Genomic DNA, 24,247 nt, shown 5'->3' on the forward strand with positions numbered 1-24,247 from the left:
GTGTCCTAGACCAGCGCCTTGGCTTCGTCGTCCATCGTGCCTTCGACCTGATCGCCATACAGCAGCATATCGGTATGCGCCGCACCTGACGGAATCATGGGGAAGCAGTTCGCCTCCTTCGACACGAGACAATCCACCATAACCGGCCCGTCATGGTCGAGCATGGCCTGAATGCCCGCGTCGAGATCGCTCTCGTCATGGATGCGGATACCCTTCCAGCCATAGGCTTCGCACAGTTTAACGAAGTCGGGCAGGCTGTCCGAATAGCTGTTCGAATAACGGCTTTCATAGGTCAGTTCCTGCCACTGGCGGACCATGCCCATGTATTCGTTGTTGAGGATGAAGACCTTCACCGGCAGGCGGTATTGCGATGCCGTGCCGAGCTCCTGGATGTTCATCTGGATCGAGGCTTCGCCAGCGATATCGATCACGAGATCATCCGGATTGCCGAGTTGCGCGCCGATCGCGGCAGGCAGGCCATAGCCCATCGTGCCGAGACCGCCGGAGGTGAGCCACTTGTTCGGCTGATCGAAGCCGAAATACTGCGCGGCCCACATCTGGTGCTGGCCGACCTCGGTCGAGATGATCGGGCTGCGATCCTTGGTCAGCGCGAACAGGCGTTCAACGGCCTTTTGCGGCATGATCATGTCGGATTTTTCCGGGTAGGCGAGACATTCGCGCGCGCGCCATCCGGCAATGCGCGCCTTCCATTCGCCAAGGTCACGCGGCTTGCGCGTACCCCATGCATCGACCAGTTGTTCGAGGACCGTGGCGCAATCGCCCAGAATCGGGAGGTCGACCTGGACCGTCTTGTTGATCGAGCTGCGGTCGATATCGATGTGGATCTTGGTCGAACCCGGCGAGAAGGCATCCAGCCGCCCGGTCACACGGTCATCGAAGCGCGCGCCGATGCAAATCATCAGGTCGCACTTGTTCATCGCCATATTGGCTTCGTAGGTTCCGTGCATGCCGAGCATGCCAAGCCAGTCGGGATGGTCATGCGGGAAGGCACCGAGGCCCATCAGGGTCGAGGTCAGCGGCGCGCCGGTCAGATCCTGCAACTGCCGCAGCAGTTCGGATGCGCGCGGGCCGGAATTGATGACGCCGCCGCCGGTGTAGAAGACCGGACGCTCGGCCTGTTCCATCAGTTCGATCGCTTCCGCGATCTGCTCGGCCGAACCCACCATCTGCGGTTCGTAACGATGCGAGCCCGGCGGAACTGCTGAATCCTTCTGCCAGGGATTGGCGATCTGCACATCCTTGGGAATATCGACCACGACGGGGCCGGGGCGCCCCGTGGTCGCAATGCGGAAGGCTTCCTCCAGCGTCGGTTTGAGGTCGGCGGGCTCCTTCACGAGATAATTGTGCTTGGTGCAGTGGCGGGTGATTCCGACCGTATCGGCTTCCTGAAACGCATCGGTCCCGATCAGCGGGGTAGGGACCTGACCGGTGATGACGACCAAGGGAATCGAATCGAGGAAGGCGTCGGCAATGCCCGTGACGGCATTGGTTGCACCCGGGCCCGAGGTGACGAGAACGACCCCAGGCTTGCCGGTCGAGCGGGCATAGCCTTCTGCTGCGTGCGCGGCTCCGGCTTCATGTCGCACGAGGATATGGCGAATCCGCTCATCACCGAACAGTTCATCATAGATCGGGAGCACCGCGCCGCCGGGATAGCCGAAGACATATTCGACCCCCTGTTCGACCAGGCATTCGACCAGAATTGATGCGCCGCTGCTGCGCTCGCCACTCACGTTATTTTTCCTTCCATGCCCGAGGCAATATCACGCCCTGGCATAACAAAAATAGGGCCCGGTGCAGGGACTGACGCACCGAGCCTTGGACCGCCTCGCTATTCGTTCGAATCTATCGCGTCAACCCCTAAGATTGTAATAATCGTGCGAATTCGGTGCCTATCTGGCAATCCTGTGACTCATTTCGCGCCCAATCTTCAGGGGGCTGGCGGCGAAACCAGGTATATTGCCGTTTCGCGTAATTGCGGGTCGATTGCTGTCCGGCGGCGATGGCATCCTCATGCGAAAGCTCGCCCCGGATTATTGCTGCGATCTCCGGCACGCCTATGGCACGCATGACAGGAAGGTCGGGAGAGAGGTCGCGGGCGAGAAGCGCTTCGATCTCTTCGACGGCTCCCTGGCCGAGCATTTCGAGGAAACGCCGGTCGCACCTTTCGTATAGCCACTCACGTTCGGGCAGTAGGATCAGCGGGTGGAGATCGATCTCGCCCCCGATCCCGCCTTCTTTCCGCGATTGCCATTCGCCGAGCGTCTTTCCGGTCGAGCGGACCACCTCCAGCGCACGGGCGACGCGTTGGCTGTCACCGGGATCGAGCCGAGCGGCGCGGTCTGGGTCTGCCTGCGCGAGTTCCGCATAGGCCTCAGCGGTCGGCAGCCCGCGCACCACTTCGCGAACTTGCGGATCGATCGCCGGGATTGGCGCAATTCCGTCCAGCAGGGTGCGGATATACATGCCGGTGCCGCCGACAAGGATCGGCACTGATCCCGCCTGATGCGCCGCTGCGATCTCCACCTTGGCGCGGTTTGCCCAGTCCGCAGCCGAACAGGCCACTGCTCCGTCCCATTCGAGATAGAGCCTGTGCGGGCATGCTTCGCGTTCTTCTTTGCTCGGCGCGGCAGAGACGATCGGGATATCGCGATAGACCTGCATGCTGTCGGCATTGATAATCACCGCGCTCTTACCGACATGGGCCAGCGCATCGGCAAGTGAAAGCGCCAATCCGCTCTTGCCGCTCGCAGTCGGTCCTGCAATGAGCGCGACCGGCTTATCATTTTGGCCATGCCCCCCGGTCTCGTCAGGAGAAACTGAATTGCTCATCGCCCGTCTGATAGCAGACCCGGCCACATTGGAAACGCGGCTTGAAGCGGCGACGAACGCGCTGGAGGAGCGCGGACTGCGCCTGGCGCTTGCACGCATGCTCGATCATCACGGCGAAGTCGTGCAGCTTTCCCTGCCAGAAGGCGAAGCAAGCGACCTACTGAAGGTTCTCGACGAACATTTCGCGCCTGCGGACATGCTCGTTGCGAAACGCGATTTTGCGACACCGCATCTCTTCATCTCGGACATGGATTCGACCATGATCGGACAGGAATGCATCGACGAGCTGGCCGACTATGCCGGGATAAAGCCGCAGATCGCGGCCATCACGGAGCGCGCTATGCAGGGTGAACTCGATTTCGAAAGCGCACTGCGCGAACGCGTCGCCTTGCTCGAAGGGCTGGGCGAAAGCGCGATCGAGCAATGCCTTGCCGAGCGTATCAAGCCGATGGAAGGCGCGCGCACTTTGGTCGAAACCCTGCGTTCGAAGGGGTGCCGCACCGTGCTGGTGACGGGCGGGTTCCATCACTTCGCCGATCCGGTTGCAGAACAACTGGGCTTCGAACATGTCGTTGCCAATCGCCTCGAAGTCGAAGGCGGCAAGCTAACCGGCGGCCTGATTGGCCCGATCACCGATAGCGGCGTGAAACGCGCAACGCTGGAAGAAGAAATGGGCAAGCTGGGCGCGGGCGCAATTTCGCTTGCGACCGGAGACGGCGCGAATGATGTGCCGATGCTGCAAGCGGCCGATTACGGCGTGGCTTTCCGCGCAAAACCTGTCGCGCGCGATGCAGCAACCGGGCGGATCGACCGCGGCGATCTGACCTCGCTGCTCAAGCTGCTCGACATTCCCGAAAGCGAGTGGATTGCGGGCTAAAGCCAGGTGCTAATCTGCGCGAGAGGCTTCTTGCGCAGCGCATGAGCCGGCACAGTCGCGTCCTCGCTAGGGTGGCCGACCACCACGATCATCAGCGGCTTTTCATGTTCCGGGCGGCCGCATAGATCGCGCAGGAAGCCCATGGGCGAGGGCGTGTGGGTGAGGGTGCTGCAGCCCGCTTCGTGCAGCGTCGCGATCAGCATGCCGCAGGCGATGCCGACGCTTTCGTTGACGTAATAGTTCTGCGTCTTGCCGTCCTCTTGGATCCCGCCCTTTCGTTGGGCGAAGACCACGATCAGCCACGGCGCGGTTTCGAGGAAGGGCTTCTCGGCGTCGGTCCCAAGCGGCGCGAGCGCATCGAGCCAATGTTCGCTGGCCTTGCCGGCATAAAACACGCGCTCCTCCTCTTCGGCGGCTTCGCGGATGGCGCGCTTTTTCTCAGGCGAGGAGACGACGGCGAAGTGCCAGGGCTGGTGATTGGCCCCATTGGGCGCAGTGCCTGCGGCCTCGATCGCTGCTTCTATGACCTCACGCGGCACCGGCTCGTCCGAAAAGTAGCGGCAGCTGCGACGCTTCTTGAGTCGGTCACGCAAGGCCTCGGCGCGTGCGATACTTTCCGCATCGTTGAGAGCGGGAAGCGAATAGGGGATTGTGTCGTGGTCTTTCATGGCCCCTCCTATCCCTCTTTCGCGGGCCGGAGGAAAGGCGTTACGTGGACATGCAATTTACATTGTTGTAAGTTGTTGCCTGCTACGCGATTGCGCCTCTTGAGGAGTTTACCATGGCTGTCATCGACCGACCGCTCTGCGACCCCGATCGCAAGACCTCGGGCTTTCATCCTTTCAAGGTGTTACACCATTTCCGCAAGCTGGTCGCCGACAAGGAAGATACAGAGCAGGTCTTCCACATAATCGAAGCGATGAAGGGCAAGAAGAGCCACCGGCAGGCGTGGGATTTCATCCAGTCGGAAAAGGGCGAGGCGTTCATGCGCAGGGAAGTCGATATTCCCGGCATGCTCGACGATCACGAACGGTGGGCCGATTGCGGACCGAACACCGTCGCTCAGCATTATATCCGTTTCATGAAACGTGAGGGCTTGAGCGCAGCGGGCCTCGTGGAGGAAAGCCACAAGTGGCAGCCTGCCGATCAGCGGATACAGGACAAGACCGAATGGTATTTCGAGCGCCTGCGTGACACGCACGACCTGTTCCATGTGCTCACGACATACGGGCGCGATGCCCTGGGTGAGGCGTGCCTGCTCGGTTACAGCTATGAGCAGAACCACAATCTCGGTATCAAGTTCATCGCCTATGCGGGCGCCAACGAGATCCGCAAATCGACCGGCACCAAGGCACCGCTTTTCAAAGCGGTGAGCGAAGGCCGCAGGCTGGGTCGGGAGGCGGGCCGGATCGCGCATGAGGATATCGAGGCGCTGATGCGCGAGGATATCGACGCGGCCCGCAAGCGGCTGAAGATCGGTGAGCCGGTGGTCTATCGCCAGTGCCTCGCTACGCTGGAGGCAGAGGGCTATCTCGATAGCGACCTCATGCAGCCACAAGATGCTCAGGCGCAGGCAGCCTAGTTCGCAGAGCTAAAGCGACTGCATCGCGCAGTCGCCCCAATCGACCGCCAGATGCCACAGTGCACCGACGCCAAGCGCGCGCACCCACCATTTCGGTACACCCAGCATCAGCAGGTAGGCGACGGCCGCCTCCCACCCATGAAGTAAGTGAAACCCGATGCTGCAGCGATCGGGATCGAAGATCGGATCGGCCAGCAGGTGATCGAAATCGATCAGATTGGCCGCGGCGATGACCGCGCCAGCCGCTTTCCAGTTATCGCGCCACACGATCCACGCGATGGCGAACGGCACCAGCCAGTGCCCGCCGTAATGCAGGATTGGCTGGAGAATCTCTATGCTTCCATCCAGTCGCGGAAGAAGCTTGCGTGCGCTTCGCGCAGATCTGCCAGCGAAACCCCCAGCAGGCTGTCACCGCCGACCGTGCCGATGCGGCGGAACCCAATCTGGGCGGTATCCGCATCGCGCGTGCCCTTTGCGAGCTGCGCGTTCAGCGCTTCTGTATCGGGCACCGAGATCACGTAGCGTCCCTGGTCCTCGCCGAACCACCACTGGGCAAGCGTATAGTCAGGGTTCGTTTCTACCTTTGCGCCGAGGCCGCTTGCCAGTGCCATTTCGGCAAGCGCGACGGCGAGCCCGCCATCGGAGAGGTCGTGCACCGCATTGACCAGTCCATCGTCGATAAGCTCGCGGATGATCTCGCCCGAATTGCGCTCGATGGTCAGATCGGTCGGCGGCGTGCGCCCCTCGTCGCGGCCATGGATCACGTCGAGCCATAGCGACTTGCCGAGATGCGAGCGGGTCGGATCGGGCTTCGCCCAGAATTCCGGCCCGACGAGATAGAGCGTGTCGCCTTCGCTTTTGAAGCCCATGGTCATCATCTTCGAATAATCTTCGATGATGCCGACACCGCCGATTGCGGGGGTGGGCAGGATGGCCGAGCCGCCGCCGGTCGCCTTGCTCTCGTTGTAGAGGCTGACGTTGCCCGAAACGATCGGGAAGTCGAGCGCGCGGCAAGCGTCACCCATGCCTTCGAGGGCATGGACGAACTGGCTCATGATCTCGGGCCGCTGCGGGTTCGCGAAATTGAGGCAGTTTGTCACGGCGAGCGGACGCGCGCCAACCGCGCACAGATTGCGATAGGCCTCGGCAATTGCCTGCTTCCCGCCCTCGTAAGGGTCGGCAAAGACATAGCGCGGTGTGCAGTCGGTGCTGATCGCCAGCGCCTTCTTTGTACTGTGGACGCGCACGACGCCCGCATCGCCACCGGTCTGCAGCGTGTCTGCGCCGACCTGGCTGTCATATTGCTCGGCGATCCAGCGGCGCGAGGCGAGGTTGGGCGATGCCATCAGCTTGAGCAGGTCCGCGCCGACATCCGTACTGTCCGGCACGTCGGTCATCGGCTTGATGCCAGCCCAGTCGGTGTACTCAGCCTTCGAGAGGTAGGGCCGGTCGTACTCCGGCGCATCCGCCGCAAGCGGGCCGAGCGGGATGTCGCAAACCACTTCGCCGCCGAACTCCAGCACCATGTGCTGCGTATCGGTGACTTCCCCGATAACCGCGAAATCGAGCTCCCACTTCTCGAAGATAGCCGCGGCCATCTCTTCCTTGCCGGGCTTCAGCACCATGAGCATGCGCTCCTGGCTTTCCGACAGCATCATTTCGTAGGGCGTCATGCCCTCTTCGCGGCACGGCACCTTGTCCATGTCGAGCCGGATGCCCGCCTTGCCATTGGTCGCCATTTCGACGCTGGAGGAGGTGAGGCCCGCTGCGCCCATGTCCTGGATCGCGACGATTGCATCGGTCGCCATCAGTTCGAGGCAGGCTTCGATCAGCAGCTTCTCGGTGAAGGGATCGCCGACCTGCACGGTCGGACGCTTTGCCTCGGCATCTTCCTCGAAGTCCGCGCTCGCCATGGTTGCGCCGTGAATCCCGTCGCGGCCTGTCTTCGAGCCGACATAGACGATCGGATTGCCGACGCCGGTCGCGGCGCTGTAGAAAATCTTGTCCGCATCCGCGACGCCCACGGTCATCGCGTTGACAAGGATATTGCCGTCATAGGCCGGGTGGAAATTGGTCTCGCCCGCAACGGTCGGCACGCCGACGCAATTGCCGTAGCCGCCGATGCCCGCGACCACGCCCTTGACGAGGTGCTGCATCTTGGGATGGTCGGGCCTGCCGAAGCGAAGCGCATTGGCATTCGCCACCGGGCGCGCGCCCATTGTGAAGACGTCGCGCAGGATGCCGCCAACGCCGGTTGCCGCGCCTTGGTAAGGTTCGATGTAGCTGGGGTGGTTGTGGCTCTCCATCTTGAAGATCGCCGCCTGCCCGTCACCGATATCGATCACGCCCGCATTTTCGCCCGGACCGCAGATAACCCAGGGCGCCTCGGTCGGCAGTTTCTTCAGATGCAGGCGCGAGCTCTTGTAGGAGCAGTGCTCGCTCCACATGACCGAGAATATCCCGAGTTCGACGAGATTGGGCTCGCGCCCCAGCGCATGCAGGACGCGGTCGTATTCTTCGGGAGATAGGCCGTGCTGTTCGACGACTTCGGGTGTGATCTGAGACTCAATCGTAGCCATGCGCGCGCCTTTAGCGGCGCATCGTCGGCACCGCCAGTCCCACCTCGCGTTTATGCCACCTCGTGTCGCCCACCCACCACGCAATTGCGGTGAGCACGCCGAACGCGAGCAGCGCCTGGATGTAGAGGCCAAGGCCTGCCTCGACAGGCTCCGGGCCGAACCAGTTGATGGCCTGGAACAGCAGCATCACGACCAGCAGGATCGCTGCCGGACCGATCGGCCCCTTGGTCCGCTTGATGAACCAGACGAAGGCTCCGATCGTGATGAAAAGCTCCAGTGCGATCGCCGCGACCGGGTAATTCCACAGGCCGAGGCCGAAGGTCCGCTCCCCGCCGGCAATCGTCAGATCCGGGCGATGAGAGATGAAATCGAGCACCCAGTGAGACAGCACGACTGCCGCGCCCAGTATCCCTGCAAAAACGTCCCGCCGCACCGCAACGATCACCAGGCCGAACATTACCGCCCAGACCGCGCTGCCCAGCAGGCTGTGAGTGTAAGGCATGTGGTAGAGATCGAACGGGACCATCTTGGTTGCGCCGGGCTCGATCCGCATCTTCTCGATCCCCACCGCCGCGAAGATGAAGAAAGCCCAGTCGACCAGCTGCGCTCCGATGAAGAGCGTGGCGAGCTTGGGGGCGCGCTCGCTGATGGCCGCTGCCGCAAAAGCAGGTGCGAAGTGTCCGATGAACATGAGCTATCCCGTGACGCGTAGAGTGACAGCTGTGGCGATGGCGCTGGCTGCAGCGGTGGCAACGGCACCCCAGGCAATGTCCATCAGGCTGATATGCGTCGACCAGACCTTCATGACGGCCTGGCTGGTGAGGTCGAAGGTCGCATAGCATAGCGCGCCCAGCATCGCTCCGTTCAACATCGCCGTGACGACGCTACCGGCCTCCAGACCGGGCCGGATGGCAAAATAGACCATGCCGACGAGGTAGATCAGATAAAATGCGATTGCGGGCGCAGCGCGGAATTCCTCCGCCATGATCTCGCCTATCACCGGCCGGTAGAGATTGGGGCCGGCCCAGCGCAGCCAGATTGCATCGAGAATGCCGAAAGCGACCGCGGCGACCACATATGCGACGACGAACTTTATCATTTCTCACCCCGTTTGTTTTGCATAGCCTTGACCGTGTGAGCCGCGCCGGTCAATGCTCCACGCCATGGAGGAGAGCGAACCAATTACCGAAAATGCTTCCGATATTTCGCAGATGAGCTTCGAGCAGGCGCTGGCCGCCCTCGAAGAGATCGTCCAGCAGTTGGAAAGCGGCAGCGTGCCGCTCGACCGGTCGATCGAGCTCTATGAACGCGGAGAGGCGCTGCGCAAGGCGTGTCAGGCCCGGCTCGACAGCGCGCAGCATCGAATCGAGCGAATCGTGACCGACCAATCCGGTGCGCCATCCAGCACGGCGCCGCTCGATTCGGACGGATAGGATCGTGCAAACCGAAATCGATGCAAATTTGCTTGCGGAAGGTCTCGTGCGGGTTCAGCGCGAGGTCGACGAAGTGTTCGACGCGTTCCTCCCTGTCCCGCAGGATTCCCGCGCCCGTCTCGTCGAAGCGATGCGCTATGCCGCGATCGGCGGTGGCAAGCGCGTTCGCCCCCTGCTGCTGGTCAGCACGGCCGAGCTTTTCGGTGTCGATCGCGATGCCGCATTGAGAGCCGCTTGCGCCGTAGAAGCGATCCATGTCTATTCGCTCATCCATGACGATTTGCCGTGCATGGACGATGACGATCTTCGTCGGGGCAAACCGACGGTGCACAAGGAATTCGACGAGGCGACCGCAGTTCTGGCGGGCGATTCCCTGCACGCGCTGGCATTCGAGATTCTCTCCGAACAGGCGACCAGCACCGATCCGTTCATCCGTTCCGAACTGATCGCGACGCTTGGCTCGGCCAGCGGAATGAATGGCATGGCTGGCGGCCAGATGATGGACATGATGTCGGAGGAAGAGGACTACGACCTCCACACCATTACACGTCTCCAGCAATTGAAGACCGGCGCGCTTCTCGCAGCATCGGTCGAGATGGGCGCAATTCTGGGCCGTGTGCCACCCGAAGGGCGCGTTCACCTGCGCAATTACGCCCGCGATATCGGCCTGGCCTTCCAGATTGCCGACGACCTGCTCGACTACGAGGGGGACGAAGAAAAGGCTGGCAAGGCCCTCCGCAAGGACGAGGAACAGGGCAAGGCGACATTCGTCAGCCTGATGGGGGTCGACAAGGCCCGCGAACAGGCGCGTGCGCTGGTCGAGCAGGCGATCGGGCACCTCGCCAGTCACGGGAAGGACGCCGACATGTTGAGAGCGGTCGCACGCTATATCGTGGAGAGGGACAGATGAGCGCGCAGAGAATTGGTATCTATCCCGGAACCTTCGATCCGATCACCCTCGGCCATGCGGACATCATCCGCCGGGGGAGCAAGCTGGTCGACAAGCTGATAATTGGCGTCACGACCAATCCTTCGAAGAACCCGATGTTCTCGACCGAAGAGCGGCTCGCGATGGTCAAGCGTGAGGTTGCGGAACTCGGCCTCGAGAATGTCGAGGTGAAGGGCTTCAACGCGCTGCTTGTGAAGTTTGCGCGAAAGGAAGGTGCGAACGTCCTCGTCCGCGGACTCCGCGCCGTCGCCGACTTCGAATACGAATACCAGATGGCGGGCATGAACCAGCAACTCGACGACGATATCGAGACGGTGTTCCTGATGGCCGACGTCTCGCTCCAACCGATTGCCAGCAAACTGGTCAAGGAAATCGCGCTGTTCGGCGGCGACATCACACCTTTCGTCAGCGCAGCCGTATGCGAAGATGTCATCTCGCGCGTCGAAAAGATCGGCCGACTGGGCGATTATTGATCCCGCGCCAGAACAGCATAGCTGTTGAGGCCGGGTGATCATTCATTGAAGTGACAGTCACGCGGCGCTAGACCGCGCCCACACAGAAATATCAGGTTTCGCGAAGACATATGCTCAAGACCATTTTTGCTGCGGCGGCTTCATTGGCCATGCTTACCGTACCAGGCGTTGCGACAGCGCAGGAAGAGGCGCCGACCGCGCCGCGCGCCTTCAATCCGATCAATTACAATGTCGCAGAAGACCCGGAAAACGTCTGGGTGCTCGACCTCTCCAATGGCGAGCGTGTCTCCATTCGCCTGATGCCGAGCTGGGCCCCGAGCCATGTCGAGCGGATCAAGACGCTGACCCGCCAGGGTTTCTATGACGGCGTGATCTTCCACCGCGTTATCGATGGCTTCATGGCGCAGGGTGGCGATCCGACCGGCACCGGGCAGGGCGGGTCCGAGCTTCCGGATCTCGAGGAAGAGTTCAACCCGATGCCGCATGTCCGCGGTACGCTCTCGATGGCCCGCGCGGCGAGCGAAGACAGCGCCAACAGCCAGTTCTTCATCGTGTTCTACCCGCGTTTCAGCCTCGACAAGCGCTATACCAATCTCGGCCGGGTGATCGACAACATGGCCGGTGTCGACGCGATCGCCAAGGGCGAGCCTCCGGCGAACCCGACACGTATCCTGCAGGCGTCGCTTGCCTCGGACAATCGCCCTGTTCCCGCGGCTGCGCCCGTAGAGCAGGAAGAGGAAATCTCAGCCGACATGCTGAGCGCGCCGATCGAAGAGTAAGGCTTTGCAGGTGGCTGCAAGGCCACTACAGCGCGCCCGATGCGCGTAGACCTGTTTGATTTCGACCTTCCGCAAGAGCTGATAGCGCTGCGCCCTGTGCGGCCGCGCGATGCGGCGCGCATGCTTGTGGTCAAGGGAAGCGATGCTCCGCTTGAGGATCGCGGTGTGCGCGATCTGCCGAGTTTGCTGCGCCCGGGCGATATCCTCGTATTCAACGATACACGCGTCATCCCCGCGCAGCTCGAAGGCAGGCGCGGCGAAGCGAAGATTGGCGCAACCCTGCACAAGCGCCTCGATCTCCGGCGCTGGCAGGCCTTCATCCGTAACGCCAAACGTGTGCGCGAAGGCGACCAGTTGACCTTCGGTGGCGGCGTCACGGCAATAGCGGAAGCGCGCCATGCCGATGGTAGCTTCACTCTGGCTTTCGAGGGGGATGAGCCGGTCGAGGTTTTGCTCGAGCGGGCGGGCACCATGCCGCTTCCGCCCTATATCGCCGGTAAGCGCGGGGTCGATGCACAGGACCGCGAAGATTATCAGACGATGTTCGCGGAAAAGGATGGCGCGGTCGCAGCACCGACCGCTTCTCTGCATTTCACGCCCGAGCTGATTGCCACACTCGATGAAGCCGGCATTGGACGCGAAACGCTCACTCTGCACGTGGGGGCGGGCACGTTCCTGCCGGTCAAGGCGGAAGATACCGACGATCACGCCATGCACGCCGAATGGGGCCGGATCGAGCCGGAGACGGCAGCGCGCCTCAATGCCGCCCGCGCTGCAGGGGGAAGGATCATCGCGGTGGGCACGACCTCGCTGCGCTTGCTTGAAAGCGCGGCCCAAGAGGATGGCACGATCGCGCCCTTTGCGGGTGACACCGCGATCTTCATCACACCGGGCTATCGCTTCAAGGCGGTCGATGGCCTGATGACCAATTTCCACCTGCCCAAGTCGACTCTGATGATGCTGGTCAGCGCGCTGATGGGGCGCGAGCGGATGATGGATGTCTATGCGCATGCCATCGCGCATAAATATCGCTTCTATTCCTATGGTGACTCCTCGCTCCTGCTGCCGTAACTGCGTTGCATGAGCGAACCTATTCTCGAGATTTCGGGCCTCTCGAAAACCTATGCGGGCGGCGTCAAGGCGCTCGACAATGCCGATCTTTCCATTCGCAAGGGCGAGATTTTCGCCCTGCTGGGGCCGAATGGCGCAGGAAAGACAACGCTGATCGGCGCGGTTTGCGGGCTGGTGCGGCCAAGCTCGGGTAAGATCGAGGCATTCGGACTCGACATGGCGCGCGACTGGAGAGCGGCGAGGGCGCGGATCGGCCTCGTCCCGCAGGAACTCTCGACCGACATGTTCGAAAAAGTGGAGCGGGCGGTGGCCTATTCGCGCGGCCTCTTCGGTCATGCCCCCGACAAGGGCCGGATCGAAGAAATCCTGCGCGCGCTCAGCCTTTGGGACAAGCGCGATGCGCGCATCATGGAGCTCTCGGGCGGGATGAAACGCCGCGTGCTTATCGCGAAGGCGCTGGCGCATGAGCCCGACCTGTTGTTTCTCGACGAGCCCACCGCCGGCGTCGACGTGGAATTGCGCAAGGACATGTGGAAGCAGATCGGCATCATGCGCGAGCGCGGCGTCACGATCATTCTGACCACGCATTACATCGAGGAAGCCGAAGAAATGGCGGACCGCGTCGGCGTGATCAGCAAGGGCCGAATTCTCATGGTCGACGACAAGGCGGCGATGATGAAGCGACTGGGCCGGACCGAAGCGCATATCGCGCTTGCCGCGCCGCTCACTGAACTGCCAGACGCCATCGCCAGCTATCCGGTCGAGATCGAGGATGGCGGCATGGGCCTGTGCTATCGCGGCGGGGATGGGACCGGGCGCGGCAAGGAAGAAGTCGCCGAACTGACCAAGGCGCTAACCCGCGCCGGGATCGATTACACCGGGATCGACGTGCGCGAGAGCTCGCTCGAAGAAATCTTCGTCGGGCTCGTTCAGGATGGCGACACTGGCGGATCGACCGATAATCAGGAGGCCGCGTGATGCGTTTCAACTTCCGCGGCACCTGGTCGATCTTCACGCGCGAAGTGATGCGTGCATTTCGCACGGCATTTCAGTCGATCCTAGCGCCGGTTCTCACGACCTCGCTCTATTTCATCGTCTTTGGCGCGGCGATCGGCAATCGCATGCCCGATTTCGGCGGGGTCGATTACGGCGCCTTCATCATACCCGGCCTGCTCATGCTGACGCTACTAGGGGAGACGACCAGCAACGCCAGTTTCGGCATCTACATGCCGCGCTTCACCGGCACGATCTATGAACTGCTTTCGGCCCCCGTTGGAGTGGCGGAGACGCTGATCGGCTTCGTCGGCGCGGCTGCTGCGAAAAGCCTGATCCTCGCCTCGATCATCCTGCTGACAGCGCGCTTGTTCGTCGATTACTCGATCGCGCACCCGTTCCTCGCGGTGATCTACATTATGCTGGTGGCGGCGAGTTTCTCGCTCTTCGGATTTATCCTCGGCGTCTGGGCGGACAATTTCGAAAAGCTCGGCATCATTCCGATGCTTTTCCTCACCCCACTGACCTTCCTTGGTGGCACATTCTACTCGATCGATATGCTGCCCAAGCCCTGGGACACGATCGCGCTCGCCAATCCGATCGTCTATCTGGTGAGCGGACTGCGCTGGACCTTCTACGGTTCGGCAGACGTCGATATCTGGCTATCCTTCGGCCTCACGCTCGGTTTCCTTGCGGTTTGCGTCGCGATCATTGCCTTCATCTTCAAGACGGGGTGGCGCCTGCGCGAGTGAACCGCTAACGGACGCGCGCAATGAGCACCCGCTTCGACTTCGAAATCCACGCCACCGATGGGAAGGCGCGCACGGGCCGCATCCGCATGCAGCGCGGCGAAATCCGCACGCCCGCCTTCATGCCGGTCGGCACGGCTGCGACGGTCAAGGCGATGAAGCCGGAAACCGTCCGCGAAATCGGCGCCGACATCATTCTCGGCAATACCTACCACCTTATGCTTCGCCCCGGTGCGGAGCGCGTCGCCCGCCTTGGTGGATTGCACCAGTTCATGAACTGGGAACGGCCCATCCTCACCGACAGCGGCGGCTACCAGGTGATGAGCCTCAGCGAGCTTCGCCGGTTGAGCGAAGAAGGGGTCGAGTTTCGCAGCCATATCGACGGCTCGAAGCATATGCTGACGCCGGAGCGCAGCATGGAGATCCAGCGCCTGCTGGGCAGCGATATCGTGATGGCGTTCGACGAATGCCCGCGCGCCGACCAGTCGCGGGACGTTATCGCGAGCAGCATGGAACTCTCGATGCGCTGGGCAAAACGCAGCCGCGAGGGCTTCGACGCGGGCGAGGAACACGCGGCGCGCTCGGCGTTGTTCGGTATCCAGCAGGGCGCGCTCGACGAGGAGTTGCGGCGCATATCGGCCGAGAAACTGACCGAGATCGGGTTTGACGGCTACGCGGTCGGCGGCCTTGCCGTGGGCGAGGGACAGGAGGCGATGTTCGCCACGCTCGAGTTTGCGCCCGGTCAGCTACCCGAAGACAAGCCGCGCTATCTGATGGGAGTCGGCAAGCCGGACGATCTCGTCGGTGCGGTCGAGCGCGGGATCGATATGTTCGATTGCGTGCTGCCAACGCGCTCCGGGCGCAATGGGCAGGCCTTCACCTGGAACGGCCCGCTCAACCTGCGCAATGCGCGCCATGCAGAGGATACCGATCCGCTCGATGAGCGCTGCTCGTGTTCCGTCTGCGGCACCTATTCGCGCGCCTATCTCCACCACCTGCAGAAATCGGGCGAAATCCTCGGCGCCATGCTTGTGACCGAGCACAATCTCGCCTTCTACCAGCAATTGATGCAGGCCATGCGCGATGCGATCGCGGCAGGCACCTTCGCCACATTCGCCAGCGATTTCCGCCGCGACTACCTTAGCAAAGACGATTGATGACCGACCAACTGAAAGCCAAGCTTCCCGATGACTGCACCACCATGGCGGAAGTGCGCCAAGGCGTGGATGCGACCGATCGTGAGCTTGTTGCGCTGCTCGAACGACGCTTCGGCTACATGCGGGCTGCCGCTCGCATCAAGCAGACCCGAGAGAGCGTGCGGGACGAGGCGCGCAAGGCTGCGGTCATCGCTGCAGCGCGCGCGCAGGCCGAAGCTGCCGGGCTTCCGGGAGACGTCATAGCCGAGATGTGGGAAACGCTGGTCGAAGGTTCGATCGCGTATGAGTTCGTGGAGTGGGATCGTCAGCGCGTCTGACTGTCGCCAATCTCCAGAATCGTGCCGCGATAGGGGGTGAACTGGCCGCTCAAATGGTCGAGGAAGCCGGCTCCGATCGAGCACGCGCGCTCCTGAGCCTCCTCAAGCGAAGCGTACCATTTGCCTTTGCGATGCTTGGTAATGAAGCGGTATTTGATCATGGCAAAGACCGAACCGGCCATGCATCATCTGGTTCCCAAGCCTTTGAGAAGTAGTGCAAAAAAAAGGGCGGCCCGAAAGCCGCCCCTTTTGAAATTCGGTTTTCCGACCGGTTAGCGCGAGTAGAACTCGACGACCAGGTTCGGTTCCATGGTGACCGGATAGGGCACTTCGTCGAGCTTCGGCACGCGGGTAAAGGTCACCTTTTCGTTGCCGTCGGTCGAGACGTAGTCCGGAATGTCACGCTCGGGCAGGCTCTGCGCTTCGATCACGAGTGCCATTTCCTTGGCCTTGTTACCGAGGCTGATGACATCGCCCACGTCGCAGCGACGGGACGGGATGTTGCACTTCACGCCGTTCACATAGATGTGACCGTGGTTGACGATCTGGCGTGCAGCGAAGATCGTCGGCGCGAACTTGGCGCGGTACACGATCATGTCGAGACGACGCTCGAGCAGGCCGATCAGGTTCTGGCCGGTGTCACCCTTCATGCGGGTGGCGTCCTTGTAGGTCGAGCGGAACTGCTTCTCGGTGACGTCACCGTAATAGCCCTTGAGCTTCTGCTTGGCGCGAAGCTGCAGGCCGAAGTCGCTCATCTTGCCCTTGCGGCGCTGGCCGTGCTGGCCCGGACCGTAGGAACGCTTGTTGACCGGAGAATTGGGACGACCCCAGATGTTTTCACCCATCCGGCGGTCGAGTTTGTACTTGGCGCTCTTGCGCTTCGACATAAGTCGTATCCTTCAATTTGCTGAGCGAACCCCACTGGCCCGCCATTCAACCCGGCATCGCACCGCTGAAGCTTTCCTTCAGCGCGGCCACCGCTTCACCGGGGTGCGGGGCCAATTCGCGAAGCGCGCACATAGCAGCCGCGCCGTGTAAATCAAGCTTTCTCGTCACCGTCGCGCGGCTTGCGCTCCAGGCTCGACAATACGCCGCGAAGGGTGCGCACTTCGAGGTGGTTCCAGCCCGGCTTGGTCAGCACTGTGCGGAGCGTCTTGCGGGTCGCTTCAGCGCGGCTCTCCGGGAAGAAATATCCCTTGGGTTCGAGCATGCGTTCGAAATGAGCGATCAACCCGTCCAGCTCACCTTGCGGGGCAGGGGGGAGCAGCTCCTCCTGCGTTGGTTGGACCAGTGCTGCCTGCTTCGACCACTCATAGGCGCACAGGATGACTGCCTGCGCGAGATTGAGCGATCCGAACTCCGGATTGATCGGGACAGTCAGTATGGTGCGAGCGAGGGCGACATCCTCGGTTTCGAGCCCGGCAGCTTCCCTGCCGAAGAGGATAGCGCTCTTGCCAGGCTCGGAATGGATCGCCCGGCCCGCTTCGTCGGGGCCGACCACCGGCTTGGTCACGCCGCGCTTGCGGACCGTCGTCGCATAGACATGGGTGCAGTCCGCAACCGCTTCGGCGGTGGTGTCGTAGATCTTCGCCTGATCGAGAACGATGTCCGCGCCCGAAGCGGCAGGACCTGCGGAGGGGTTGGGCCAGCCATCACGCGGAGCGACGAGCCGCATTTCGGTCAGCCCGAAATTGAGCATCGCGCGCGCCGCCTTGCCGATGTTCTCGCCCAGTTGTGGCCGCACCAGAACGATGGCGGGCTGATTGGTTGCCGTCATGGCTTACTTGGCCGCCTGTTCGACCTGCGCGGCTTCATGCACGGTGCTGGCGAATTCCTCGAAATCGCGCGCCTCGCTGAAGTCGCGATAGACCGATGCGAAGCGGATGTAGGCGACCGTGTCGATCTGATGGAGGCCGTTCATCACCATTTCGCCGATGCGCTCTGAACGGATTTCGCCATCACCTGCAGTTTCGACCTGACGCTGGATACCCGAGATCAACTGGTCGATCCGTTCCTGCTCTACCCCGCGCTTGCGGCAGGCGAGGGCGACGGACTGTTCGATCTTGCTGCGGTCGAAGGGTTCGCGCCTGTCTCCGCTCTTTACCACCACCACTTCGCGCAGCTGGACACGTTCGAAGGTGGTGAAGCGAGCGCCGCAGCTCGAACACTGGCGGCGGCGACGAATCGAGGTGCTGTCCTCGGTCGGACGACTGTCTTTGACCTGACTGTCGTCATGGGCACAAAATGGGCAGCGCATGTGTGTTCAGTGGTCCCTCAATTCAGGGGCGGATACGCTTGTAGAGCATGACGCCTGCGCCCGCGACGAGGCCGATCGGCCAGGTCACGACGGGCAGCAGCCCACCAGCCAGCGCGCCGACTGCCGCACCGGTCAGCACCGGCTTGGTCGAGGGGTGCTTCATGCCCTGCTTGGCAATGCCTTTGAGTTCTGCCGCTGCATCGGGCAGCAGTTCGTGGTCCTGGTGTTCAGGGCCCTTGGGGTCTTGGGGGGACATAACTTGGTTCCTTACATGCCCGGGTACACGGGGAAGGCGTCGCACAGCTCGCTGACGCGGCCACGCACGCTTTCCTCTACCTGAGCATCGCCCTCCGGCCCGTTCTTGGCAAGCCCGTCGACCACTTCGGCGATCAGCGCGCCGATCTTGCGGAACTCGGCCGGACCGAAGCCGCGCGTAGTGCCGGCCGGCGTGCCGAGGCGGATACCGCTGGTCACGAAGGGGCTGCGCGTGTCGTAGGGAATGCCGTTCTTGTTGCAGGTGAGCCAGGCACGGTCGAGACCCTTTTCGGCTGCCTTGCCGGTCACGTCCTTGGGTGTGAGATCGACCAGCATCGAGTGGTTATCGGTGCCGCCGGAGACGATCCGCAGGCCGTTTTCCTCGATGCTGGCCGCAAGCGCGCGGGCATTCTCGACCACGGCGCTGGCATAGGCCTTGAACTCGGGGCGCAGCGCTTCGCGGAAAGCGACCGCCTTGGCCGCGACGACATGCATCAGCGGGCCGCCCTGCATGCCGGGGAAGACCGCCATGTTGATCGGCTTGGTAAGTTCCTCGTCATTCCACAGGATCACGCCCGAACGCGGGCCGCGCAGGCTCTTGTGGGTCGTGGTGGTGACGACATGAGCGTGCGGGAAGGGCGAGGGGTGCGCTCCGCCAGCGACGAGGCCGGAAATGTGGCTCATGTCAGCCATGAGATAGGCGCCGACTTCATCCGCGATAGCGCGGAATGCCGCCCAGTCCCAGACGCGCGAATAGGCGGTGCCGCCGGCGATAATGATCTTGGGCTTGTGCTCGCGTGCGGTCGCGGCAACCTCGTCCATGTCGATGCGCTCGTCATCCTTGCGCACGCCATAGGCGACGGGGTTGAACCACTTGCCGCTCATGTTCACCGGCGAACCGTGGGTGAGGTGGCCGCCCGAATTGAGGTCGAGCCCCATGAAGGTGTCGCCGGGGTTGAGCAGGGCGAGGAATACCGCCTGGTTCATCTGCGACCCGGAATTGGGCTGCACATTGGCAAAATTGCAGCCAAACAGCTCCTTGGCGCGGTCTATTGCCAGCGTTTCGACCACGTCGGCATAGTCGCAGCCGCCGTAATAGCGCTTGCCCGGATAGCCTTCGGCGTACTTGTTGGTGAAGACGCTGCCGGTCGCTTCGAGCACGGCGCGAGAGGCGATATTCTCGCTGGCGATCAGCTCGATCTTGTCCTGTTGGCGCTTCAGCTCGCTGCGCACGGCGGCGGCGATTTCGGGATCGGCATCGGCAAGGCTGTCCTGCCAGAAACGCTTCATGATGTCGGTGTCGGTGGAGGCGGCTGTGCTGCTCATGGGTAAGTCTCGATTACTGGAGAGGTTCGATGCGGTCGCCTTCGCCAGGCGGGTCGGACAGTTTGTCCACGCGGCGCTGATGACGACCACCGGCAAACTCGGTTTCGAGAAATGCGGTGACGCAGGCCTTGGCCATGTCGATCCCGATCAGCCGGGCGCCCATCGCGATGCAGTTCGCATCATTGTGTTCGCGGCATAGTTCGGCCGAAACCGGCTCGGACACAAGCGCGCAGCGCAGGGCGGGGTTGCGGTTCACGCTCATCGAAATGCCGATTCCGCTTCCGCACAGCGCGATGCCCCGTTCGGCGGTGCCATCGGCTACGACCCCGGCCAGCTTGTAGCCGAAGTCGGGGTAATCGACGCTTTCCTTGGTATCGGGCCCGAGATCGGCAACCTCATGGCCCTGTTCGATAAGCCAGTCGCGCAGCTCGGCCTTAAGCTCGATGGCTGCATGATCGGATGCTATTGCAATGCGCATGGCACACCTTTGTTGCTAGGAGGGTGCCCAGACGAGCGGCAAACCAGGGCTTGCGCTCCCCGGCGGTACTCCGCCTGTCTCGTCAGTCACGCAAGCGAATCGCGATATATTAAAGCCACTGCCGACTCGCAAGCGGGCAAGGCCAGCTTCCTGTTTACTGATCCAGGAAGCTGCGCATCTTGCGGCTGCGGCTCGGGTGCTTGAGCTTGCGCAGCGCCTTCGCCTCGATCTGACGGATACGTTCGCGGGTAACCGAGAATTGCTGGCCGACTTCCTCGAGTGTGTGGTCCGTGTTCATGCCGATGCCGAAACGCATGCGCAGCACGCGTTCTTCACGCGGCGTGAGCGAGGCAAGCACGCGGGTGACGGTTTCCTTGAGGTTCGCCTGGATCGCGGCATCGACCGGGATCACCGCGTTCTTGTCCTCGATGAAATCGCCGAGGTGCGAATCTTCCTCGTCACCGATCGGCGTTTCGAGGCTGATCGGCTCCTTGGCGATCTTCATCACCTTGCGAACCTTTTCGAGCGGCATCGAGAGACGCGCGGCCATTTCTTCCGGCGTCGGCTCACGGCCTTCCTCGTGGAGGAACTGGCGCGAAGTGCGGACCAGCTTGTTGATCGTCTCGATCATGTGGACCGGGATACGGATCGTGCGCGCCTGGTCGGCGATCGAGCGGGTGATCGCTTGCCGGATCCACCAGGTGGCGTAGGTGCTGAACTTGTAGCCGCGGCGGTATTCGAACTTGTCGACCGCCTTCATCAGGCCGATGTTGCCTTCCTGGATGAGGTCGAGGAACTGCAGGCCGCGGTTGGTGTATTTCTTGGCAATGGAAATCACGAGACGCAGGTTCGCCTCGACCATTTCCTTCTTGGCGATACGCGCTTCGCGCTCACCCTTCTGCACCATGTTGACGATGCGGCGGAACTCTTCGAGCGACATGCCGGTCTGGCTGGCAATGTCGGAAATCTCGGCACGGATGCGGTCGATCGCATCGGCTTCCTTCTCGGCGAAGGCAGCCCACTTCTTGTCCTTCTTGGCGTTTTCCTTGAGCCAAGCATCATCGAGTTCGTTGCCGACATAGGCATTGAGGAAATCGATCCGCTTGACCTTGTGGCGCTCCGCCAGACGCAGCATCTGGCCGCCAAGTGCGGTCAGGCGGCGGTTGAAGGCGTAGAGATTGTCGACCAGAAACTCGATCTTGGTCGCGTGGAACTGCATGCTTTCCACTTCGCTGGTCAGCTCTTCGCCCAGCTTTTCGTACTTGTTTTCCTTCGCCTTCGGGAATTCGTTGCCGGCAGCGAGCGTTTCGACACGCTCGGCCTGCAGCTTCTCGAAAGTCTTGAACAGTTTGGTGATGCGCGCAAAGCGCTCGATCGCGTCGGGCTTCAGAGCGGCTTCCATCTGCGCGAGGGACATGGTGTTGTCCTCATCGTCATCGTCGTCGCTTTTCTTGCTGCCGCCTTCGCCGTCTTCGTCTTCCTCATCGCCGTCTTCGTCGTCGACATCTTCGTCGTCGTCGCGGATCGAAGGGCCTGCGGTTTCTTCGGAAATTTCGCCGTCGTCGTCATCGTCTTCGGCACCTTCCGCGAGCTTGTCTGCCGGCGGTTCCTTCGAAAGCATGGCGTCGAGATCGAGGATCTCGCGCAGCTGCATGTCTTCGTTGTTGAGCGCTTCCGACCACTGGATGATCGCGTGGAAGGTGATCGGGCTTTCGCACAGGCCCATGATCATCATGTCGCGGCCTGCCTCGATCCGCTTGGCGATCGCGATTTCACCTTCGCGGCTGAGCAGCTCGACCGCGCCCATTTCGCGCAGGTACATGCGAACCGGGTCATCGGTACGTTCACCGGTGGCGGGCTTCTTGGCGGCAGCGGGCTTGGCTTCTTTCTTGGCGCCGGTCTTCTTGCCGTCGGCACCGACCTGTATTTCCGCGACTTCGGCTTCCTGCTCGGCCTCGGCTTCGGCTTCCTCGTCGTTCTCGACGATCTGGACGCCCATTTCCGACAGAGCGGTCTGGATATCCTCGATCTGGTCGGGACTCATCTCGCCCGAAGGAAGCGCGGCGTTGAGCTCATCATAGGTGATGTAGCCCTTCTTCTTCGCCTTGGTCATGAGCTTCTTGATCTGCGCCTCGTTGAGGTCGATCAGCGGAGCATCATCCTTGTCGCTTGATTTCGCTTTGGTTGCCATCTGTAACCGTTTCAGTCCGTTTCCAGGTCGGTCACCGGCTCTTCAACCGGTGCGAGATTAGTGTCCAAATCGGCCGCATTTGCGGCCTTCTTGCGTCCGAATGTCTTCAGCCGCTCTTCCAATACGCTGAGCCGTTCCCGCAGACGCGTCTGCTCGGCGAAAGCTTCTTCCGGATCTTCATCGAAACGAGCTCCGGCAGCAGCAAGCGCGGCTTTTAGTGCCGGTCTTTCGACCAGCAGAGATACGGCTTCAGCCAGTTCCTCGCGCGCATCTACCGGGTCTGTGCCCTCTCTGAGGAAGGCGTATCGATAAGGTTCCGGTGGGGCGGGAAGGCCTCGTTCGTCTGATATGGCTTCTTGTGCGCGCGAATCAAGCGTTTCCGCGTAATCGAAAAGCGATTCGACCATCTCTGTGGTTTTCGGGTCGAGCTGAGCGAGGCGACCGAGCGCTTCGGTATGCCGCTCGACTTCGTGCGGGAAGCGGGCGAGCCCTGCAAAAACTGCGCTGGTCAGCGCATCGCGCGCACCGCCCGACATGGCGCTGCGCAGTCGCGCGACGGCGTCGCTCGACAGCGACTTGGGAGCAGCCGTGCGCTGGGAAAATCCGTCCGGCTTCCATTCGCGCTGCGGGCGGGGCGGAAATGCAAAAGCAGAAAAGCGCTCGAGCAATTCGCGCTTGTAGAGCGCGCGAATGTCGGGATGCTCGATCGTTTCGACATGATCGACCAGCCGTGCCTTCAGGCCCGCCTTGTCCTCCGGCGTATTGAGCGGCTGTGCATCGCGCTCGAAACGCCACAGCGTATCGAGCAGGCTGGCGGGATCGGACAGCAGCTTCTCCATCGCGCCTGCGCCTTGCTGCTTTATCAGATCGTCGGGATCGAGCCCGGTGGGCAGACGCACGATCGACAGGCTCTTGCCCGGGCGCAGCATCGGAAGCGCACGAGAAATGGCGCGCATGGCGGCGCGCAGCCCGGCATTGTCACCGTCGAAACACAGCACGGGCACATCGACCATGCGCCACAGCATCTCGATCTGCGTTTCCGTGAGCGCGGTACCGAGCGGGGCAACGGCATCGCCGAAACCCGCATTGGCGAGCGCGATCACGTCCATGTAACCTTCGACCACCACCATGCGGTCGGTCTTGCGACTGGCCGGTCCGGCGCGGTGCAAATTGTAGAGCGTGCGGCCCTTGTCGAACAGCGGGGTGTCGGGCGAGTTGAGGTACTTCGCCACTCCGTCCCGGCTTTCGAGGATACGCCCACCAAACGCGATCACGCGACCGCGCGCATCCTGAATCGGCAGCATGAGCCGGTCGCGAAACCGGTCGTAGGGCGGCTTGTCGTCGACTTCGATGTGGAGCCCGCCCTCGACCAGCATCGGCGCTTCAAACTCGGACAGCGCGCCCTTCAGCGCGACCTTGCTGTCGAGCGCATAGCCGAAGCCGAACTCCTCGACGATGCGGCGGCTGAACCCACGTGAGCGCAAATAGTCTCGCGCGCGCTCGCCACCATCACCATAGAGGTTGGCGACATAGTGCTTCTGCGCCGCCTCCATCACGTCGACGAGGCTGGCGCGTTTTTCGGCACGCTGGGCTTCGCGCGGGTCGGGGCGGGGCACTTCCATCCCCGCCTCGCTCGCCAGCTCCTTGACCGCGTCCATGAAGGGCAGGCCGCGCTGGTCGGTCATCCAGCGGATGACATCGCCATGCGCCTGACAGCCGAAGCAGTGGTAGAAGCCCTTCTGGTCGTTGACGTAGAAGCTCGGCGTCTTCTCGTCATGGAAGGGGCAGCAGGCTTTCCACTCGCGCCCCGCACGCTGGAGCTTGGTCGTGCGCATGATGACACTCGAAAGCGTCACACGTGCACGCAATTCGTCCAGCCATTGCGGGGAAAGTGCCATACTGCCTTATCGCCCTAGAGCGGGCGCCAT

General features: G+C 62.1%; 27 protein-coding genes and 1 riboswitch. Of the genes, 11 read left to right on the forward strand and 16 right to left on the reverse strand.

From position 1 onward, the window contains the following. Positions 1-5 precede the first annotated feature (5 nt). Both ilvB and miaA read right to left on the reverse strand, forming a co-directional pair. Positions 6-1,754 (reverse strand): biosynthetic-type acetolactate synthase large subunit, encoded by a 1,749-nt coding sequence (gene ilvB / locus CCE89_RS12945; protein WP_086438464.1) that lies wholly within the window; start codon positions 1,752-1,754, stop codon positions 6-8. 127 nt (positions 1,755-1,881) lie between these two features. Next, the gene (miaA, locus tag CCE89_RS12950; RefSeq protein ID WP_086438465.1) at positions 1,882-2,853 is read right to left on the reverse strand and encodes a tRNA (adenosine(37)-N6)-dimethylallyltransferase MiaA; all 972 of its coding nucleotides are present in this window, start codon (positions 2,851-2,853) and stop codon (positions 1,882-1,884) included. A gap of 28 nt (positions 2,854-2,881) precedes the next feature. Between miaA and serB the strand changes: the two genes are divergently transcribed. Then, on the forward strand, positions 2,882-3,730 hold the full coding sequence (gene serB, locus CCE89_RS12955) for a phosphoserine phosphatase SerB (protein ID WP_407640403.1): 849 nt from the start codon (positions 2,882-2,884) through the stop codon (positions 3,728-3,730). On the opposite strand, the gene CCE89_RS12960 is transcribed toward serB, so the two are convergent. Next, positions 3,727-4,398 carry a nitroreductase family protein gene (locus tag CCE89_RS12960; RefSeq protein WP_086438467.1) on the reverse strand — a complete coding sequence of 224 codons (672 nt, stop codon included), beginning with the start codon at positions 4,396-4,398 and terminating at the stop codon, positions 3,727-3,729. The genes serB and CCE89_RS12960 overlap by 4 nt on opposite strands. Before the next feature lie 113 nt (positions 4,399-4,511). On the opposite strand from CCE89_RS12960, the gene CCE89_RS12965 reads away from it, so the two are divergent. Then, positions 4,512-5,312: a Coq4 family protein gene (locus CCE89_RS12965; RefSeq protein WP_086438468.1), complete on the forward strand. Its 801-nt coding sequence runs from the start codon at positions 4,512-4,514 to the stop codon at positions 5,310-5,312. A gap of 9 nt (positions 5,313-5,321) precedes the next feature. Here the strand turns inward: CCE89_RS12965 and CCE89_RS12970 are convergent, their stop codons facing one another. The 4 genes from CCE89_RS12970 to CCE89_RS12985 are packed head-to-tail and all read right to left on the reverse strand — an operon-like array spanning position 5,322 to position 8,990. After that, positions 5,322-5,660: a DUF6122 family protein gene (locus CCE89_RS12970; RefSeq protein ID WP_268762268.1), complete on the reverse strand. Its 339-nt coding sequence runs from the start codon at positions 5,658-5,660 to the stop codon at positions 5,322-5,324. Beyond that, complete coding sequence (purL, locus tag CCE89_RS12975) at positions 5,645-7,891, reverse strand: phosphoribosylformylglycinamidine synthase subunit PurL (RefSeq protein WP_086438470.1); 2,247 nt, start codon at positions 7,889-7,891, stop codon at positions 5,645-5,647. The genes CCE89_RS12970 and purL overlap by 16 nt, the downstream gene beginning before the upstream one ends. Before the next feature lie 10 nt (positions 7,892-7,901). Then, a complete protein-coding gene (locus tag CCE89_RS12980; RefSeq protein ID WP_086438471.1) occupies positions 7,902-8,582 on the reverse strand; it encodes a hypothetical protein in 681 nt (226 codons plus the stop codon). Between the two features lie 3 nt (positions 8,583-8,585). Continuing rightward, positions 8,586-8,990 (reverse strand): DUF2177 family protein, encoded by a 405-nt coding sequence (locus CCE89_RS12985; RefSeq protein WP_086438472.1) that lies wholly within the window; start codon positions 8,988-8,990, stop codon positions 8,586-8,588. 52 nt (positions 8,991-9,042) lie between these two features. Between CCE89_RS12985 and CCE89_RS12990 the strand changes: the two genes are divergently transcribed. From CCE89_RS12990 to CCE89_RS13030, 9 genes are all read left to right on the forward strand, one after another. Continuing rightward, complete coding sequence (locus tag CCE89_RS12990) at positions 9,043-9,324, forward strand: exodeoxyribonuclease VII small subunit (protein WP_327078648.1); 282 nt, start codon at positions 9,043-9,045, stop codon at positions 9,322-9,324. Positions 9,325-9,328: 4 nt separating this feature from the next. Then, a complete protein-coding gene (locus tag CCE89_RS12995) occupies positions 9,329-10,234 on the forward strand; it encodes a polyprenyl synthetase family protein (RefSeq protein ID WP_086438474.1) in 906 nt (301 codons plus the stop codon). Beyond that, a complete protein-coding gene (coaD, locus tag CCE89_RS13000; protein WP_086438475.1) occupies positions 10,231-10,746 on the forward strand; it encodes a pantetheine-phosphate adenylyltransferase in 516 nt (171 codons plus the stop codon). Before CCE89_RS12995 ends, coaD begins: the two co-directional genes overlap by 4 nt. Positions 10,747-10,856: 110 nt before the next feature. Further along, complete coding sequence (locus tag CCE89_RS13005) at positions 10,857-11,525, forward strand: peptidylprolyl isomerase (protein WP_086438476.1); 669 nt, start codon at positions 10,857-10,859, stop codon at positions 11,523-11,525. Positions 11,526-11,564: 39 nt separating this feature from the next. Next, positions 11,565-12,596: a tRNA preQ1(34) S-adenosylmethionine ribosyltransferase-isomerase QueA gene (gene queA, locus CCE89_RS13010; RefSeq protein ID WP_086438477.1), complete on the forward strand. Its 1,032-nt coding sequence runs from the start codon at positions 11,565-11,567 to the stop codon at positions 12,594-12,596. 9 nt (positions 12,597-12,605) lie between these two features. Next, positions 12,606-13,574: an ABC transporter ATP-binding protein gene (locus CCE89_RS13015; protein WP_086438478.1), complete on the forward strand. Its 969-nt coding sequence runs from the start codon at positions 12,606-12,608 to the stop codon at positions 13,572-13,574. Continuing rightward, entirely contained in the window at positions 13,574-14,341 is a 768-nt protein-coding gene (locus CCE89_RS13020) for an ABC transporter permease (RefSeq protein WP_200810352.1), read from the forward strand. The genes CCE89_RS13015 and CCE89_RS13020 overlap by 1 nt, the downstream gene beginning before the upstream one ends. A gap of 20 nt (positions 14,342-14,361) precedes the next feature. Further along, positions 14,362-15,495 (forward strand): tRNA guanosine(34) transglycosylase Tgt, encoded by a 1,134-nt coding sequence (gene tgt / locus CCE89_RS13025; protein ID WP_086438480.1) that lies wholly within the window; start codon positions 14,362-14,364, stop codon positions 15,493-15,495. Beyond that, positions 15,495-15,812, forward strand: a complete 318-nt coding sequence (locus CCE89_RS13030) for a chorismate mutase (RefSeq protein WP_086438481.1) — start codon at positions 15,495-15,497, stop codon at positions 15,810-15,812. Before tgt ends, CCE89_RS13030 begins: the two co-directional genes overlap by 1 nt. Here the strand turns inward: CCE89_RS13030 and CCE89_RS13035 are convergent. From CCE89_RS13035 to dnaG, 9 genes are all read right to left on the reverse strand, one after another. Beyond that, a complete protein-coding gene (locus CCE89_RS13035; protein WP_086438482.1) occupies positions 15,800-15,994 on the reverse strand; it encodes a hypothetical protein in 195 nt (64 codons plus the stop codon). The genes CCE89_RS13030 and CCE89_RS13035 overlap by 13 nt on opposite strands. Positions 15,995-16,084: 90 nt before the next feature. Continuing rightward, on the reverse strand, positions 16,085-16,699 hold the full coding sequence (gene rpsD / locus CCE89_RS13040) for a 30S ribosomal protein S4 (protein ID WP_086438483.1): 615 nt from the start codon (positions 16,697-16,699) through the stop codon (positions 16,085-16,087). Positions 16,700-16,851: 152 nt separating this feature from the next. Next, positions 16,852-17,589 carry an RNA methyltransferase gene (locus CCE89_RS13045; RefSeq protein ID WP_086438484.1) on the reverse strand — a complete coding sequence of 246 codons (738 nt, stop codon included), beginning with the start codon at positions 17,587-17,589 and terminating at the stop codon, positions 16,852-16,854. A 3-nt stretch (positions 17,590-17,592) separates the two neighbouring features. Further along, complete coding sequence (gene nrdR / locus CCE89_RS13050) at positions 17,593-18,069, reverse strand: transcriptional regulator NrdR (protein WP_086438485.1); 477 nt, start codon at positions 18,067-18,069, stop codon at positions 17,593-17,595. Positions 18,070-18,091: 22 nt separating this feature from the next. Next, on the reverse strand, positions 18,092-18,325 hold the full coding sequence (locus tag CCE89_RS13055) for a hypothetical protein (protein ID WP_234990080.1): 234 nt from the start codon (positions 18,323-18,325) through the stop codon (positions 18,092-18,094). Positions 18,326-18,336: 11 nt separating this feature from the next. Continuing rightward, on the reverse strand, positions 18,337-19,650 hold the full coding sequence (gene glyA / locus CCE89_RS13060; RefSeq protein WP_086438486.1) for a serine hydroxymethyltransferase: 1,314 nt from the start codon (positions 19,648-19,650) through the stop codon (positions 18,337-18,339). Positions 19,651-19,663: 13 nt separating this feature from the next. Next, on the reverse strand, positions 19,664-20,128 hold the full coding sequence (gene rpiB, locus CCE89_RS13065; RefSeq protein WP_086438487.1) for a ribose 5-phosphate isomerase B: 465 nt from the start codon (positions 20,126-20,128) through the stop codon (positions 19,664-19,666). Positions 20,129-20,146: 18 nt separating this feature from the next. After that, positions 20,147-20,228: riboswitch (ZMP/ZTP riboswitch) on the reverse strand. Between the two features lie 54 nt (positions 20,229-20,282). Continuing rightward, the gene (gene rpoD / locus CCE89_RS13070) at positions 20,283-22,319 is read right to left on the reverse strand and encodes an RNA polymerase sigma factor RpoD (protein ID WP_086438488.1); all 2,037 of its coding nucleotides are present in this window, start codon (positions 22,317-22,319) and stop codon (positions 20,283-20,285) included. 11 nt (positions 22,320-22,330) lie between these two features. Next, the gene (dnaG, locus tag CCE89_RS13075) at positions 22,331-24,217 is read right to left on the reverse strand and encodes a DNA primase (RefSeq protein ID WP_086438489.1); all 1,887 of its coding nucleotides are present in this window, start codon (positions 24,215-24,217) and stop codon (positions 22,331-22,333) included. Between the last annotated feature and the right edge of the window lie 30 nt (positions 24,218-24,247).

Source organism: Altererythrobacter xiamenensis, from assembly GCF_900177715.1.
In the GTDB taxonomy this organism is placed as follows: Bacteria; Pseudomonadota; Alphaproteobacteria; order Sphingomonadales; family Sphingomonadaceae; genus Erythrobacter; species Erythrobacter xiamenensis.